Origin of the sequence: Acinetobacter sp. CIP 51.11 (assembly GCF_000369665.1) — a bacterium.
Classification (GTDB): Bacteria; Pseudomonadota; Gammaproteobacteria; order Pseudomonadales; family Moraxellaceae; genus Acinetobacter; species Acinetobacter lwoffii_S.
In genome coordinates this window covers 595,540-609,816 of record NZ_KB850129.1, presented here as the reverse complement: position 1 = coordinate 609,816, position 14,277 = coordinate 595,540, and the positions used below count along the sequence as shown (strand labels likewise).

The window sequence follows — 14,277 nt, the reverse complement described above, 5'->3', positions numbered from 1 at the left end:
ATCTAGAATAAGAGCCGCAAGGCTCTTTTTTTTATAGGTGAAATAGATGGTGATAATCGTAATAATTCTCGAAATAAAGTTGAAAAAAACCGAAATTGACCTAATCTAAAGGAATAAATCCGAATTAAATAGAGAATAGATTTTTTATGTTATTTCATACTCCGAAACTGTCCGCTGAAATCCGTATTAGTCATCTCAATGCGCGTATCAATGAACAACGAAAAAAAATAGCGCAAACTACTGGCTCTAAACTGGAACTTTTACAGTTATCGCAACAACTGTCAAAAGAAGCGCGTGCGCGTAAGAAAACCAATCAAAAAATCTATGTACTCGATTTTAAAGGTGATATGGCTGCTTCTGCAGTAGAAGGCTTGCGTGAAGAAATCACCTTGATTCTGGCCACCGCCAAAGCAGGTCGTGACCGTGTGGTGGCGCGTCTGGAAAGTCCGGGTGGCATGGTCCATGGTTATGGACTTGCAGCAGCTCAACTGGTGCGGTTACGTGAGGCAGGTTTTCATTTGACCATCTGTGTCGATAAAGTGGCAGCCAGTGGCGGTTATATGATGGCGTGTATCGCCAATGAAATTATTTCTGCACCATTCGCGATTGTCGGCTCAATTGGTGTAGTTGCTCAAGTCCCCAATTTTAACCGTTTGCTAAAAGACAATAAAATCGACTTTGAGCTTTATACTGCTGGTCAGTACAAACGTACTGTGACCATGTTTGGTGAAAATACCGAAGAAGGTAAGGCCAAGTTTGAAGAAGAATTACAGCAAACACATGCTTTATTCAAACATTTCGTTGAGAAGTATCGCCCACAGCTGAATATTGAAAAAGTGGCAACCGGTGAGCATTGGTATGGCCGGGATGCGCTGGATCAAAATCTGGTGGATAAACTGCAAACCTCAGATGAATACCTGCTCAACTTGTTGCCCCAACATGATATCTATTCCATCCAGACCCGCAAGAAACCAACTTTGGGTGAAAAACTGGGCCTGCAAGCAGCGCAAATTGCTGATTCACTGGTACCCACTGTCATGAATAAAGTCATGGAAAGCTTAAGTAAAGCCAATGCAAACTTGGTACAAATGCGTGATCCAAAACTGTAATTCAATTAATCTTGAATGAATTTTAAAGCTCACTTCGATGGGCTTTTTTATTTTTTGAAATCATATTGTTATGATATAAGTGGAGTACTCTGATTGAGTCTAGGCTCATATGCTCACGTTTATTTTGTTGCTTGGGTTTTTTAGTATCGTATTTATTCCGATGTTATGTATGCTTTATTCTGAAGCAAAATTAACTCAGGATGATTCTAAGAAGGTTTTGTTTTGGCTGAGTTTTCTACCCGGCGTTTGTATCTTTCTGCTGTATAGCTTTCTAAAGCCCAATGATCCACCTGTTATTCCATCGAAGGAATGTGGTGTTGTGCAGTTTTATCAGATGCATAAAGTTCGAGGTGGTAATGAATTTGAACGTGTGAGTATTCGCTTTGATGGCGCTCAATATAGTCGGCATTTATTTTTCGATAAGCATCTGGATAAAATTCCTCAAGGCCAAAAGGCCTGTTTTGAATATCTAGATAAGTTCAAATATCCACATTTGTCAGAATCTAAGTTTGTTCAATGGATTGAACCGAATGAAATGTAAACCATCATTGAAACTAATCAGATAATATAAAGCATATTTCATTGTTAGAGCAGAAACATGGCTATAGCTGAAGCATTTCTTGCGACGCAAAATTGTTATTTTAATTATGAATTTGAAGAACTTTATTTAGAGGATGATTTTCCTGAGGAGTTATCTGTGTCACTGCGTGGCATGATGTTCCGTCATGAGATTCAATATCCTGATGCAACCTATTTCATTTATTACAGTGAGATGTTGACGGGGAATGAACTGCAAAAAATGAAAGATGATTGGATGCGATATTGCCCACATTCATAATTGAAAAATATGAATGTAATTAAATGCGTGATCCAAAACTTTAATTCAGCTATTAGATTGTGATTTTAAAAGCTCACTTCGATGAGCTTTTTTGATTTTTCGGTATCAATTGCAGCCCGCCTGTTATCGCCGCGCCAATCGTAGCAAGCAAGATGTCTTTGTGTGCATCCCACATATCACCTTGTTGTCCATTATAGTTTTCCGCTTCCTCAGGAGATAAACCAATGGCAATCAGCCATTCCAGCCATTCATAGAGCATGCTGCTGGCCACCACAAACTGAATCACCAGTAGGAAAATGACCACGGGTTTTTGCTGCGGCAACCAGACCTGAAACAGGCGATGGAAAACTGGATAAAGTAATAATCCGTAGGCCAGATGGACAAATCGGTCGAACATATTGCGTGACCAGTGCATGGCTTCATTCAGATTAAAGCCAAAAATCTGTTCGATCCACTGGTTATAAGGCACATAAGAATACAGATAGTGCGCAGCAATCACATGAACAATCAGAAAAAGAATATATAAATTAAAATTTAAAAAATTCAGCCCGATTTTATACAGGCAGATGAGCAGCATGATGATCATGAAAACTGTGCCTGCTTGATGCAAGAGATAAGCTTCCAGTTCTAAAGGACGAATACTGGCAAGCAAACTTGCCAGAATTAAAATGCCCAGGCTCGCGTAATGTTTGGCAGAAAGTCGATGTTCAATCATGTCGTTATTATGAAATATCTTTTTTAAAATAAAATACATTATAAATAAAAAGGCGAAGCCTGAGCTTCGCCTTTTCGTCTTATTGCAAATTAGATTTTTGCAATCAGCTCAGCTACCTGTTTAGCTTGATCAGCAGCATTACCTGTATATGATGCAGGTGTCATTTCCGCTAAACGCGCACGGTCAGCAGCAGGAACAGCTTCTAACTCGTTACCGTTTACGAAATCTACCATCATGTCGCGAGTCATGGCTTGACCACGAGTCAGGGCTTTTAGTTTTTCGTATGGTTTTTCAACGTTGTAACGACGCATTACAGTTTGAATTGGTTCAGCCAATACTTCTTGGGCATTATCCAAATCTTCATTGATACGCGCAGCATTCAATTCCAGTTTACCAATACCTTTAGAGCAAGCTTCAAAAGCAATTAAGCTTTGCGCAAAACCAACACCCATGTTACGAAGCACCGTAGAGTCAGTCAGGTCACGCTGCCAGCGAGAAATAGGCAGTTTTTCGCCAAGGTGTGCAAGTACAGCATTGGCAATACCCAAGTTACCTTCAGAGTTTTCAAAGTCGATCGGGTTAACTTTGTGCGGCATGGTTGAAGAACCGACTTCGCCTTCTTTCAGTTTTTGCTTGAAGAAACCAAGAGAGATATAACCCCAAACATCACGGTTAAAATCAATCAGAATAGTGTTGAAACGACGCAGCGCATCAAACAGTTCAGCCATATAGTCATGTGGCTCGATTTGAGTGGTGTACGGGTTGAAGTCTAGACCCAAAGACTCTACAAATGCTTGTGAGTGCGCAGGCCAGTTGATGTCTGGGTAAGCAGAGTAGTGCGCATTGTAGTTACCTACTGCACCATTGATTTTGCCCAGTAGCTCAACATTTTTGAACTGTTTGATTTGGCGTGCGAGGCGGTAAGCCACGTTCGCCATTTCTTTACCCAAAGTTGTCGGGCTTGCAGTTTGACCATGAGTACGAGACAACATTGGCTGGTCTGCATGCTTTTCAGAAAGCGCAACGATTGAATCGATGATTTGCTGCATAGATGCAACCAGTACATCACGACCGCTTTTCAGCATCAAGGCATGTGACAGGTTGTTAATATCTTCAGACGTACATGCAAAGTGAATGAATTCACCGGCATTTTTAAGTTCTTCGATACCAGCGATTTTTTCTTTCAGGAAATACTCAACCGCTTTAACGTCGTGGTTAGTGGTGCGTTCGATCTCTTTGATGCGATTGGCATCATCTTCAGAAAAATCGCTCACAATCGCATCAAGCGCTGCATTAGTTTCGCCTGAAAACGCCGGTACTTCAGTAATTTCCGGGTGGTTTGCAAGCGCTTGTAACCAACGCACTTCAACAGTCACACGAGCATGGATTAAACCAAACTCAGAAAGAAAAGGACGTAGAGCATCACATTTGCTCGCGTAACGTCCATCTAATGGAGAAAGTGCAGTTAAAGCGTTCATATCGATTCCTTAGATTTTGGAATTAAACGTAAAACGAAACACGTGCAGCATCAGTTAAACCACCTGAAACTGTAAACGCGCTAGATTCTGAATATCTTGTAGCAACTTGCGCTTGCCAAATACCATGCCCCAAGAGCTGCCACCGAGCTGACGCCACAAGTGCGCCATTTGCAAACCGGTAAATAAGGACGCACGAATACGGTTGGTGTGTCCGGCATCTTTAAAGGCTTCAGCATTACCACGTACCATAATGCGCGGATTAATCTGTCCGGCCGTATCGACATAGGTTTGAGCGAGATTGGCAATGATGCTGGGGTGCAGGTAATTATTATCAAAGAAAGAAAGCTGTCTGAGAATTTTCTGTTGGGACTGTTCAATAATTTCAACAAATTTGGGATTGCTATAGACCTTCTTTTCTAACTGAAGAAGTGCCATTGCATAGCTCATGGGAAGTTTGGTGCTGGAAAGTTTTGGAATTCTGGATTTTGGAGAAGTATTGAAGGGTTGAATAATGCTGCTTTCTAATGTTTTTAAACCTAAGGAAATATCAGCCAGTTGATTAAAAAAGTCTAGGGTCTGGGCATTTTGATTACTGCCGGGACGGATATTAAGACTGGCTCTAATCAACTGTTCAAAATAAAAGTTACCACTTTCACCAATGCTTTGCTGACCTGTCAATGCTGTCATATGGGTCAGCTGGGTGGCCTGAAACACACCCGCTAATGCCAAAGCACGATTTTGACGAGTATTCAACGTTGTGGCTGGTTGAAATGGTAACTCCGTCATGCCGAATTCATCCTTTTATAAAATCAGGTTTAGGTGCATTGGTATGATGAATCACACCACCCCCTAAACAAACTTCACCTGAATAGAACACCACGCTTTGACCCGGGGTCACTGCACGTTGAGGTTCATCAAACTCAACACGAACACCATTCGGTGATTCTGAATCTTGATACACAGTACATGCTTGATCAGTCTGACGGTAACGGGTTTTGGCCGTACAGCGGAAGCCTGTTTCAGGAATATCCTGCTCACCTGCGACCCAGTCAATCGCTTCACTCCAAAGTGTAGTACTTTGCATGAGTGGGTGTTCATGGCCTTGACCGACCACCAGACGATTGCCTTCGATATCTTTATGCAATACGAACCAGGCACCTTCAGCAACGCCCTTCATACCGCCAATACCAATACCACCGCGTTGACCGAGCGTATAGTACATTAAGCCGTGATGATCACCAACCTCTTTACCGTCTTCCAGCACGATTTTTCCGGGTTGAGCGGGTAAATATTGCTTCAAGAAGTCATTAAAACGACGTTCACCAATGAAACAGATCCCGGTCGAGTCTTTTTTCTTGGCAGTAACCAGATCTAATTCTTCTGCAATTTTACGGACTTGTGGCTTTTCAATTTCACCGACAGGGAACAGGGTCTTATTAATTTCACGACCATGAACAGCATGCAGAAAGTAAGTCTGGTCTTTGTTGTTGTCCACACCACGCAATAAAGGTGCATATTCTTCACCACGTGAGTTGGTCATGGTTTCACCACGACGGCAATAATGACCCGTCGCAATAAAATCTGCACCCAGATTTACTGCGTGATCGAGAAAGGCACGAAATTTAATTTCTTTATTACATAAAATGTCTGGGTTTGGCGTACGGCCAGCTGCATATTCCGCCAGGAAATGTTCGAATACGCGATCCCAATATTCCATGGCAAAATTTGCGGTATGCAGTTTAATCCCGATTTTGTCGCAAACGGCCTGAGCATCGGCAAGGTCATCCATCGCCGTGCAATATTCTGTGCCGTCATCTTCTTCCCAGTTTTTCATGAAAAGACCTTCAACCTGATAACCTTGTTGAAGTAAAAGGGCAGCAGAAACAGATGAATCTACCCCACCTGACATACCGACGATGACACGTTGTTGCATAGGATTAGGCATCCAAATTTGAAATTAAGGGAGAATTCTGGTGCTCGTAAATGAGCGATAAAGGATATTTTTGACCTGAAAGCGCATCTTGCACGGCTTTAATCACCAATGGACTACGCGCGCGAGCAGATTCAATCAGTTCATCGAGCGTCATCCAGACTGCGCCGACAATATCTGTATCTAAAGTGGCATTTGGGTCATAGTCAATGGATTTGGCTAAAAAGCAGAAACGAAAATATGTACGATCCGGGAACATCGGTGGGGTATAAGTATATATCCCTAAAAGATGAGTTACTTCAACCGTATGTCCGGTCTCTTCCATGGTTTCACGAATTGCGGCTTCGATAATAGTTTCACCGCATTCAACATGACCTGCTGGCTGATTAAATACCGTGTGTGTCACACCTTCTGTATGTTCTTCTACAAACAGGAATTTTCCGTCTTTTTCAACGACAGTTGCGACAGTGACATGAGCAGTCCAAGCAGTCATAAAGCAGCACCATGGAAAAGGATGCACTATTGTATAAAATTTTAGGGTGTGTGGCTATGTTGAGAGCAGGTTTCTTTAAGCGACTTAATGCATTAATGAATAATCAACCAATGATAATCATGGTATTTGGGGTTAATGAATTACAGAGAAAATAAATGCTGAAGTGATCATTTTAGAACTGGGAAAACGCACATAAAAATAGTATAGCGGGGCTGTTAATATTTTTTCAGGACTTGGAGAAATGCTGATGGGGATCAGAAGCTTGATTTCCAAAACAATTATTTAAAGTAATGAGGACTATAACTGAAAGTTGATATATCAGATAGTTATACCCTTTATAGCACGACGAAAAAGCCTAAATTAGCTAGATAAGTGATGATGTTAGTCTTAAAAGTATTTTGAATAATGCCTACAAATATTTTTATAGAGTTATGTGTCTAGCCTATTGACTTCAAACAAGACAAGTTTGAAGATAAGAAGGTTGAGTAAATATCAATCAATTTTTAAAAAGAAGAAAAATAACCGAATATAATTAAAAAGTTAAGAGATATTATAAACCTTCTAGTATTGTCTAATTTTTTAACTGCATTCTGATTTAATGCAAAGTTTTCTTCATCATGCATCAAAAAATAAACTTATAAACCCAACATTAAAAAAATATTTTGAGCAGGTTGACATGATGACACCGCCAAATTCAAATATTGGTTTTCGATTAGATATCAATGGACTGCGTGCCTATGCGGTATTAATGGTCTTGTTTTTTCACTTCAAAGTTCCAGGGTTTAATGCAGGCTTTTTGGGTGTAGATATATTTTTTGTCATTTCAGGATTCCTGATGACAGCAATCATTTGCAGCAGTCTTGAAAAAAACAGCTTCAAATTATTTGATTTTTATATGGCACGGATAAGACGGATTTTTCCTGCCCTGATGATACTTATTATTATTTTGCTGGTTTTAGGGTGGTTTTGGTTACCCTTACCTGACTATATGTTTTTGGGTACGCAATCGAGTAGTGCTCTGTCTTTTAACTCTAATCTTTATTACTGGCGTACTTCTAATTACTTTGATGGCACTGCTCATGAAAAGTGGTTATTACATACATGGACATTGGGTATTGAGTTTCAATTTTATCTATTATTACCTATTTACTTGTTACTACTGACAAAAATTAAATCGGAACGCCGTACCTTATTATACGGATTATGTTTTGCATTTCTGGGATCTCTCCTTTTAAGCATCGCGATATCTCATTCGAAACCCGTAGCTTCCTTTTATTTATTGCCTGTTCGAGGCTGGGAGTTCGTTGCTGGTGGGTTGGTTTATTTAGCTGCGAAAGAATTTCCACAATTACAAAGATTTGCCAAGGTGTACTTTGTAGCGGGATGTTTTTTATTGTTATTGGCCATGTTGATCATTCATAAGGGGTTGGTTTGGCCTTCTGCTTGGGCGGCGTTACCAGTACTGGGTACAGCACTGGTTATATTGTCACAACAGGAAGACTCCATGTTAACCACGCACCCTGTTGCACAATGGTTGGGAGATCGTTCATATTCGATTTACTTGTGGCATTGGCCGGTTGTGGTTGGCTTGTATTTTGGTAGTGTGCAAGATGATTTGAACTGGATACTATTTGGTTTGGTGCTTAGTCTGATACTGGGGCATCTTTCCTATTTACTGGTTGAAATACCCTCACGCCAATTTTTAACGAAATTCCGTCTTTCCAGACAAGCTATAGTTATCTTTGGTTTTGGTTTGCTTGCGAGTTTATCTGCAATCGCGATCAGTGCCAAACTACTTCCCTTTGAAGAAATTCGATTACCTAAAATTGTAGAGATTGCTGCTGCAGAAACATGGGATATAGATCCTAGACGTGAAGAGTGTAATGCCTCTCATGACAAAATAGGGTCGCCGAGTTGTGTGTACGGAAAAGAAAAAATTTTAGCAATTTTAATGGGGGATAGTCATGCATCAGCAATAGCAAGTTCTTTGGGTACAGCAGCCTCTCACTTTAACTCAGGTGTGATTTCCTGGTTTATGGATAGCTGTCCTACACTGGATGGTATTCGATATATAGATCATAAAGAGTACAGTGCGGATTCATGTGATCTTCTAAATCAATGGGCAAATGAAGAATTAAAAAAATATCCTAATATTCCTCTAGTTTTGGTCAGTCGTACTTCAGAGTATGTAAAAGGTGTGAATGAGCCTGACCAATCGGAACGGTCTAAACTAGCACCAGTCTACTTCAGTAAAAAATATATTTATAATGATGATAAGCAGTTTATAAAGGAATTTTCCCAAGTTTTAGTTGATACAGCATGTCGTTTGGCAAAAGACCGACCGATTTATTTAATGCGACCAATACCAGAGTTCGGAATAGATATTCCCAAGACCATTTCGCATCAACTGGTTATTCATGGTGCTGTGGAAGATATGAAGCTTTCACTTTCTGAATATCATAAACGGCATAAAGTTGTCTGGGATGCTCAGGATGAAGCAGCGCAGCGCTGTGGAGTGAAAATCTTGAATCCTCTGCCTTATTTATGTGATACAGAATATTGTTATGGTTCAAAAAATGCTCGTCCTTTGTATTATGATGATGACCATTTGAGTGAATATGGCAATAAATTTTTAGTCCCCATGTTTGAGCAAGTATTTAAACATTAAGTTGAGATGCTAATTGGAGAGAGGATTTATTCCATGTTTGAATTTTCCCGGAATTTATCCTGTAAAAAGTATGACAAGATGCTGATACTGGCCTTATATTAAAAGAGGCTGGTACATTAAGAATTACAATTACCAGTCTTTTCTTCTTTATGCGGGCTAGAGCCGAGAGAGCTTAAAACCAGATAAATGTCTTCAGTGCGCTTTTTCCATGCCTGAATAAAAGCTTCCTTTGTCGCTGGTTTAATTTTGAAACGCTAAACCGCAATAAACATTTTAATCCTCCGAGTTATGCTTGTTTTAAAGCAAGAATTAAACCAAAGGATTAAAATAAAGAGATCTGTTTATTTTGATTTACCCAAGATAATTTCGAGAGACTTTCACATAATTCTGTGCAGAATAAGACAAGAATGCCATTTCTTTTTCAGTGAGTGGACGCGCTTTTTTGGCAGGGCTGCCCACATAGAGCCAACCACTCTCTAAGACTTTGCCTGGTGGAACTAGCGTACCTGCACCAATCATCACATCATCCGGAATGATGACATCATCCAGAATAATGCTGTTAATCCCAATTAGTACACGATTACCAATCGTACAACCATGCAATGTCACATGATGGCCAATCGTGACATCTTCACCAATGATCAAAGGCGAACCATTCGGTTTATCGGCTTTTTTATGACTGACATGCAACATGGCATGATCCTGAACATTCGAATTTTTACCAATCCGGATTGAATTAACATCACCACGAATCACGGCAAAAGGCCAGACAGAAACATTTTCAGCCAAGACCACATCGCCGACCACGATTCCCATCGGATCGATATAACACGATTTATCAATTTCTGGAGTCGTGTCTAAATAAGAACGAATGTTTTGGCTCATGGTGATCTGCTCATTAAAAGTTTAAGGATCATGTGCATAGTATAAAATAAAAAGCACCCATCTGAATGAGTGCTTTGGTCTTAGTCCGGGACTAAAACAGTTTATTTAAACTTAGAACAAGTTTGAGAAGAACTGTTTAATGTGGTCGAGCATACGTGCGAAGAAACCAGCTTCTTCAACCGCGTTTAAAGCCACCAATGGTTTTTCTGAAATTACTTTACCATCCAGAGTCGCTACGTATTTACCTACGACCTGACCAGGCTGTAAAGGTGCAGTCAGTTTAGGTTGAACCACCAGCTGGGTTTTAATCGCATTAGCCTGACCTTTTGGCATGGTCACGTTAAAGTTTTCCGCAAGACCGATCTGAACTTCATCTTCCTTACCAAACCAAACTTTGGCTTTGGCAAGTACCTGTTTGGCAGGTTGAACATTTTTGGTTTCGAAGTTTGCATAACCCCAAGCCAGCAATTCACGTGTTTGTGTCGCACGTTCCTGCATGGTTGGTGCACCAAAAATCACTGAAATCAAACGTGTAGGTCCACGTTTTGAAGAGGTGGTCAAACAATAACCAGCTTCATCAGTATGGCCAGTTTTTAAACCATCTACACTCGGGTCAGTATATAGCAGGGCATTACGGTTACCTTGCTTGATGCCATTAAAGGTAAATTCTTTTTCCGCATAAATCGGATAATATTTAGAACTGTCTTTAATAATGTGTTGTGCCAGCGTTGCCATATCTTTGGCAGTTGAATAATGACCTTCAGCTGGCATGCCAGTTGAGTTCACGAAGCTGGTATTGGTCATGCCAATACGTTTAGCTTCCTGGTTCATCATATGTGCAAAGGTACCCTCGTTCCCTGCAATATGTTCAGCCATGGCTTTCGATGCATCATTCCCTGATTGAATAATAATCCCGCGAAGCATTTCAAGTGCAGTTGCCGTACCATTTAAAGGTACATACATACATGATTCCGCGCTACTGCCGCGACACCATGCTGACTCGTTCATGCGCACTTGTTCATCTTCAGTGAGTTCACCGCTCAATAGTTTTTGTTCGATGATGTAACTGGTCATCATCTTGGTCATTGAAGCAGGGGCTAATTTTTCATTTTCATTTTTTGAAGCGAGAAGTTGCCCTGTCTCGTAGTCCATTAGCACGTAGGATTTATTATTCAATTCTGGTGGTGCAGATAGGACAGTTGCTGCAAAGCTAAAACTAGGAACTAATAATAATGCAGCAAGGGCAGTTTTTTGGGTCATTTCTAGTGGGTTCCTATATCTTGATGTAAGCACGAAGAGCCTAGCATTTTAGGACAAAGCTAGGCTGACTTCTATGGGAAACCCGGTCTTATTTCAAAAGTATTGTAAGTTATCGGCAGAAAAGCAGCTTAATTGTTATAGGTGGTTAATTCATTACAAATCACCTGATTTTTTTTCTTGCCGGCTTTCTTGGCATCCGATTGTGCTTCGGCCAGAATATTGCGGAAATCGTTCTGTTTAGCCATCTGGTTTAAGCTTTCAACCGGATTACGCTGGCCCGGCATATACTCAGTCACCAGCTTGGTATAACCCTGATTAAACTGTGACTTGTCTTTGACCATGCTTGGACAGATTTCTGAAAGAACATAAATGGCTGCCAGTTCCTGTTTGGTCACTTGCTGAGTTGGGGTAACATTAATGTTTTCATCGGCTGCAAATGCAGAAGTTCCCAAAAGAGTGGCGGCAGAAATTGCGCAGAATGTTAAAGCTTGGAATATTGGATTTTTCATTGAAAACTCAAAAAATGGATTTAGAACAATAATTTGCCTAGCTTAAACTTATTTTTGAAATTGAAAAGTGGGAAAATGTAGCGAAGCTGTAGAATTATGAATAAATCTGTAAGAGAAAATAAGACGATGTTTACACCGTCTTATTTGAAAATTTAGCTGGCTTAGCCTTGGTAGTTCAGCATTTCTTCACAGACAGTTTTCTGCTCGTCTGAGCTGGTTTGCTTTGCACCCTGACGTGCTTCTTCAAGTAAAGATTTATATTCACTGTCTGCCTGTAGCTTTTGATAGCTCATGCCTTTATCTGAGTAGTCTGCAAGATAAGACTGGATCAATTGTTCAACGGTGCTGTTAAATTTTGGATTTTGACCAATGATTGCCGGGCAAACTTCAGCCATAACCTGTGCTGATGCAATATCTTCTTTTACAATGGTATTGTTTTCTTCAACAGTCAGATCGTTTGCCATGACTGAAGGGGAAATAAATGCTGCCAAGCTTAAAGTGAGAGCGCTAAATAAAGAGAATTTTTTAATCATCTTGAGCCACATATTATAAAGATGGATGTCGAGCAATAAATATATATAATTCCTGCACTAATACAATGAAATGTCCTAGTCAGTCATTTTTTAGCGTAACGAGATTTTTTAGTGAATATTTTAGTTTCAAATGATGATGGGGTGTTTGCACCCGGTATTCAGGCTTTGGCGCAAGCGCTAAAGCCTTTGGGGCGAGTGGTGATTGTGGCACCGGAAAGTGAACGCAGTGGCTTTTCTAGTGCCTTAACTTTGGACCGCCCTTTACGCCCAATCCAGATTTCTCCTGATGTCTGGGCGGTTAATGGGACGCCGGCAGATTGCGTTTACTTGGCTATGAACGGGCTATTTGATTTTGAATTTGACCTGGTGGTTAGCGGGATAAATAGCGGCGCAAATCTGGGAGATGATATCTTGTATTCCGGTACAGTCGGGGCGGCCTTTGAAGGTCGTTTAACTAAACATCCTGCGATTGCCGTATCACTGAGTGGGCCGAATGTACGTGGCTATCAGCAGCCTCAGGATTATCAGTTGGCCGCCGAATGGGTGCATGATTTTATTGCTCGTGGTTTGCCTATTCTGCCTGAGCGACATATTTTTAATATCAATATTCCAGATGTAACTGAATTGCAGGGTGAAAAAGTGACATATCAAAGTCGCCGCCGTCAGTCTAAACCGGTGACGAGTCATATAGATCCGCGTGGTCGTCAGGTATTCTGGATTGGACTCTCAGGAGAAGCAGTCGCAGACCCTAAGCCAGGATTTAACGAAATTGATTCGGACTTCTCTGCGGTCGCCAATGGCTATGTCAGTATTACCCCGATTCAGATGGATGCTACCAATTATGAGAGTCTGCGGAATTTACAAACACAATTGGCAGAAAATGCGTCCTTAGTGTTATAACTTTGTGAAAAACTCGCGATTGCAAGTATATTGCCGTAAAACTTTGCTAATCTTAACGGAATTTTGCAACCGTATAGCATTAGAGAGGAAGATAATGTTCTTGGTGTTACCGAAATGTGTCGTAGCTTCGCCTGCAACCCTGATTAAAACCCTCGTTTTATCGACCGTTGTTATTTCTACAGGAGTAATTACCGGTTGTGCTACCAAACCCCAGGTGAATAATGCAACGCGTTATGCAACAGCTCCTGATTTCTATACGGTGCGTTCAGGAGATACATTGAGTGGGATTGCAGCACGTTATGGACTGAACTATATCAGTGTTGCCGAGATGAATGATATCAGTGCGCCTTACCGGATTTATGTCGGACAATCAATCCGCCTGAAAACCAATACTGCGCGCCGTAGCACCAGTACTCAGGCTATGACTCAGGCAGCGCCAATCCAGCGTCAAACAATTGCAGTGCCTACACCGGCACCGGTTACGCCAGCAACCACAGTACAAACCACACCACGCGTCAATACATCTGCACCGGTTACACCAGTATCTACTGCAGCAGGTCTACGTTGGGTAAAACCATCGAATGGCGCGATTCTTCAGCAATACAATTTAGCTTCTAATATCAAGGGCACCCGTTATAGTGGCAATGTCGGTGATCCGGTATTTGCAGCAGCAGACGGGCAGGTGGTGTATGCTGCTGATGGCCTGAAAGAATATGGCAATCTGGTGTTGGTGAAGCATATCAATGGCTATATCACGGCTTATGCACATAACAGTAAATTGAATGTGAAAAGTGGCCAAAATGTAACGGCTGGTCAAAAAATTGCAGAAATGGGATCGACCGGTACAAACCGTACCATGCTGGAGTTTCAGGTGCGCTTAGACGGCAAACCTATTAATCCTACTGCAGTTTTACCAAACAATTAAATAAATAATGCAAAGTGTAAATTTCGCCGTATAA

The 14,277-nt window shown here is 41.0% G+C and carries 15 protein-coding genes; 6 read left to right on the top strand and 9 right to left on the bottom strand.

All coding sequences use genetic code 11. The annotated features are described in order from the left end of the window. Positions 1–146 precede the first annotated feature (146 nt). The 3 genes from sohB (at position 147) to F894_RS06685 (ending at position 1,947) form a co-directional block, all read left to right on the top strand. On the top strand, positions 147–1,109 hold the full coding sequence (gene sohB, locus F894_RS06695; protein WP_005246809.1) for a protease SohB: 963 nt from the start codon (positions 147–149) through the stop codon (positions 1,107–1,109). 109 nt (positions 1,110–1,218) lie between these two features. Continuing rightward, positions 1,219–1,650 (top strand): hypothetical protein, encoded by a 432-nt coding sequence (locus tag F894_RS06690; RefSeq protein ID WP_005246808.1) that lies wholly within the window; start codon positions 1,219–1,221, stop codon positions 1,648–1,650. 57 nt (positions 1,651–1,707) lie between these two features. Further along, positions 1,708–1,947 (top strand): hypothetical protein, encoded by a 240-nt coding sequence (locus F894_RS06685; RefSeq protein ID WP_004646529.1) that lies wholly within the window; start codon positions 1,708–1,710, stop codon positions 1,945–1,947. A gap of 73 nt (positions 1,948–2,020) precedes the next feature. Here the strand turns inward: F894_RS06685 and F894_RS06680 are convergent, their stop codons facing one another. From F894_RS06680 to F894_RS06660, 5 genes are all read right to left on the bottom strand, one after another. Beyond that, complete coding sequence (locus F894_RS06680; protein ID WP_004646530.1) at positions 2,021–2,662, bottom strand: DUF2238 domain-containing protein; 642 nt, start codon at positions 2,660–2,662, stop codon at positions 2,021–2,023. A gap of 89 nt (positions 2,663–2,751) precedes the next feature. Next, positions 2,752–4,140, bottom strand: coding sequence for an adenylosuccinate lyase (gene purB, locus F894_RS06675; protein WP_005246806.1), 1,389 nt, complete (start codon positions 4,138–4,140; stop codon positions 2,752–2,754). Between the two features lie 54 nt (positions 4,141–4,194). Then, positions 4,195–4,926 (bottom strand): high frequency lysogenization protein HflD, encoded by a 732-nt coding sequence (hflD, locus tag F894_RS06670; RefSeq protein WP_005107369.1) that lies wholly within the window; start codon positions 4,924–4,926, stop codon positions 4,195–4,197. 7 nt (positions 4,927–4,933) lie between these two features. Beyond that, on the bottom strand, positions 4,934–6,073 hold the full coding sequence (mnmA, locus tag F894_RS06665; protein ID WP_005246805.1) for a tRNA 2-thiouridine(34) synthase MnmA: 1,140 nt from the start codon (positions 6,071–6,073) through the stop codon (positions 4,934–4,936). A gap of 4 nt (positions 6,074–6,077) precedes the next feature. Then, positions 6,078–6,563, bottom strand: a complete 486-nt coding sequence (locus F894_RS06660; protein ID WP_005246804.1) for an NUDIX hydrolase — start codon at positions 6,561–6,563, stop codon at positions 6,078–6,080. Positions 6,564–7,161: 598 nt separating this feature from the next. Here F894_RS06660 and F894_RS06655 point away from each other — a divergent pair. Continuing rightward, entirely contained in the window at positions 7,162–9,231 is a 2,070-nt protein-coding gene (locus tag F894_RS06655; protein WP_228128802.1) for an acyltransferase family protein, read from the top strand. Between the two features lie 351 nt (positions 9,232–9,582). Here F894_RS06655 and F894_RS06650 read toward each other — a convergent pair whose 3' ends face one another. The 4 genes from F894_RS06650 to F894_RS06635 all read right to left on the bottom strand — a co-directional run bounded on the left by F894_RS06650 (position 9,583) and on the right by F894_RS06635 (position 12,418). After that, entirely contained in the window at positions 9,583–10,116 is a 534-nt protein-coding gene (locus F894_RS06650; RefSeq protein WP_005246802.1) for a gamma carbonic anhydrase family protein, read from the bottom strand. A gap of 111 nt (positions 10,117–10,227) precedes the next feature. Next, on the bottom strand, positions 10,228–11,376 hold the full coding sequence (gene dacC, locus F894_RS06645) for a D-alanyl-D-alanine carboxypeptidase PBP5/6 (RefSeq protein WP_004279731.1): 1,149 nt from the start codon (positions 11,374–11,376) through the stop codon (positions 10,228–10,230). A 128-nt stretch (positions 11,377–11,504) separates the two neighbouring features. Further along, complete coding sequence (locus tag F894_RS06640; protein WP_005104587.1) at positions 11,505–11,885, bottom strand: MCR_0457 family protein; 381 nt, start codon at positions 11,883–11,885, stop codon at positions 11,505–11,507. Between the two features lie 161 nt (positions 11,886–12,046). Beyond that, positions 12,047–12,418 (bottom strand): MCR_0457 family protein, encoded by a 372-nt coding sequence (locus F894_RS06635; protein ID WP_004279733.1) that lies wholly within the window; start codon positions 12,416–12,418, stop codon positions 12,047–12,049. A 111-nt stretch (positions 12,419–12,529) separates the two neighbouring features. Between F894_RS06635 and surE the strand changes: the two genes are divergently transcribed. Together surE and F894_RS06625 are read left to right on the top strand one after the other, a co-directional pair. Continuing rightward, a complete protein-coding gene (surE, locus tag F894_RS06630) occupies positions 12,530–13,318 on the top strand; it encodes a 5'/3'-nucleotidase SurE (RefSeq protein WP_005246800.1) in 789 nt (262 codons plus the stop codon). Between the two features lie 94 nt (positions 13,319–13,412). Next, entirely contained in the window at positions 13,413–14,243 is an 831-nt protein-coding gene (locus F894_RS06625; protein ID WP_005246798.1) for a peptidoglycan DD-metalloendopeptidase family protein, read from the top strand. The last annotated feature ends 34 nt before the right edge of the window (positions 14,244–14,277 follow it).

Bases quoted from the DNA above. Each gene is read 5' to 3' on its own strand.
- dacC (WP_004279731.1), bottom strand. From the start codon at position 11,376: ATGACCCAAAAAACTGCCCTTGCTGCATTATTATTAGTTCCTAGTTTT.
- F894_RS06685 (WP_004646529.1), top strand. From the start codon at position 1,708: ATGGCTATAGCTGAAGCATTTCTTGCGACGCAAAATTGTTATTTTAAT.
- mnmA (WP_005246805.1), bottom strand. From the start codon at position 6,073: ATGCAACAACGTGTCATCGTCGGTATGTCAGGTGGGGTAGATTCATCT.
- hflD (WP_005107369.1), bottom strand. From the start codon at position 4,926: ATGACGGAGTTACCATTTCAACCAGCCACAACGTTGAATACTCGTCAA.
- F894_RS06660 (WP_005246804.1), bottom strand. From the start codon at position 6,563: ATGACTGCTTGGACTGCTCATGTCACTGTCGCAACTGTCGTTGAAAAA.
- F894_RS06680 (WP_004646530.1), bottom strand. From the start codon at position 2,662: ATGATTGAACATCGACTTTCTGCCAAACATTACGCGAGCCTGGGCATT.
- F894_RS06690 (WP_005246808.1), top strand. From the start codon at position 1,219: ATGCTCACGTTTATTTTGTTGCTTGGGTTTTTTAGTATCGTATTTATT.
- F894_RS06635 (WP_004279733.1), bottom strand. From the start codon at position 12,418: ATGATTAAAAAATTCTCTTTATTTAGCGCTCTCACTTTAAGCTTGGCA.
- F894_RS06650 (WP_005246802.1), bottom strand. From the start codon at position 10,116: ATGAGCCAAAACATTCGTTCTTATTTAGACACGACTCCAGAAATTGAT.
- F894_RS06655 (WP_228128802.1), top strand. From the start codon at position 7,162: ATGCAAAGTTTTCTTCATCATGCATCAAAAAATAAACTTATAAACCCA.
- F894_RS06625 (WP_005246798.1), top strand. From the start codon at position 13,413: ATGTTCTTGGTGTTACCGAAATGTGTCGTAGCTTCGCCTGCAACCCTG.
- sohB (WP_005246809.1), top strand. From the start codon at position 147: ATGTTATTTCATACTCCGAAACTGTCCGCTGAAATCCGTATTAGTCAT.
- purB (WP_005246806.1), bottom strand. From the start codon at position 4,140: ATGAACGCTTTAACTGCACTTTCTCCATTAGATGGACGTTACGCGAGC.
- F894_RS06640 (WP_005104587.1), bottom strand. From the start codon at position 11,885: ATGAAAAATCCAATATTCCAAGCTTTAACATTCTGCGCAATTTCTGCC.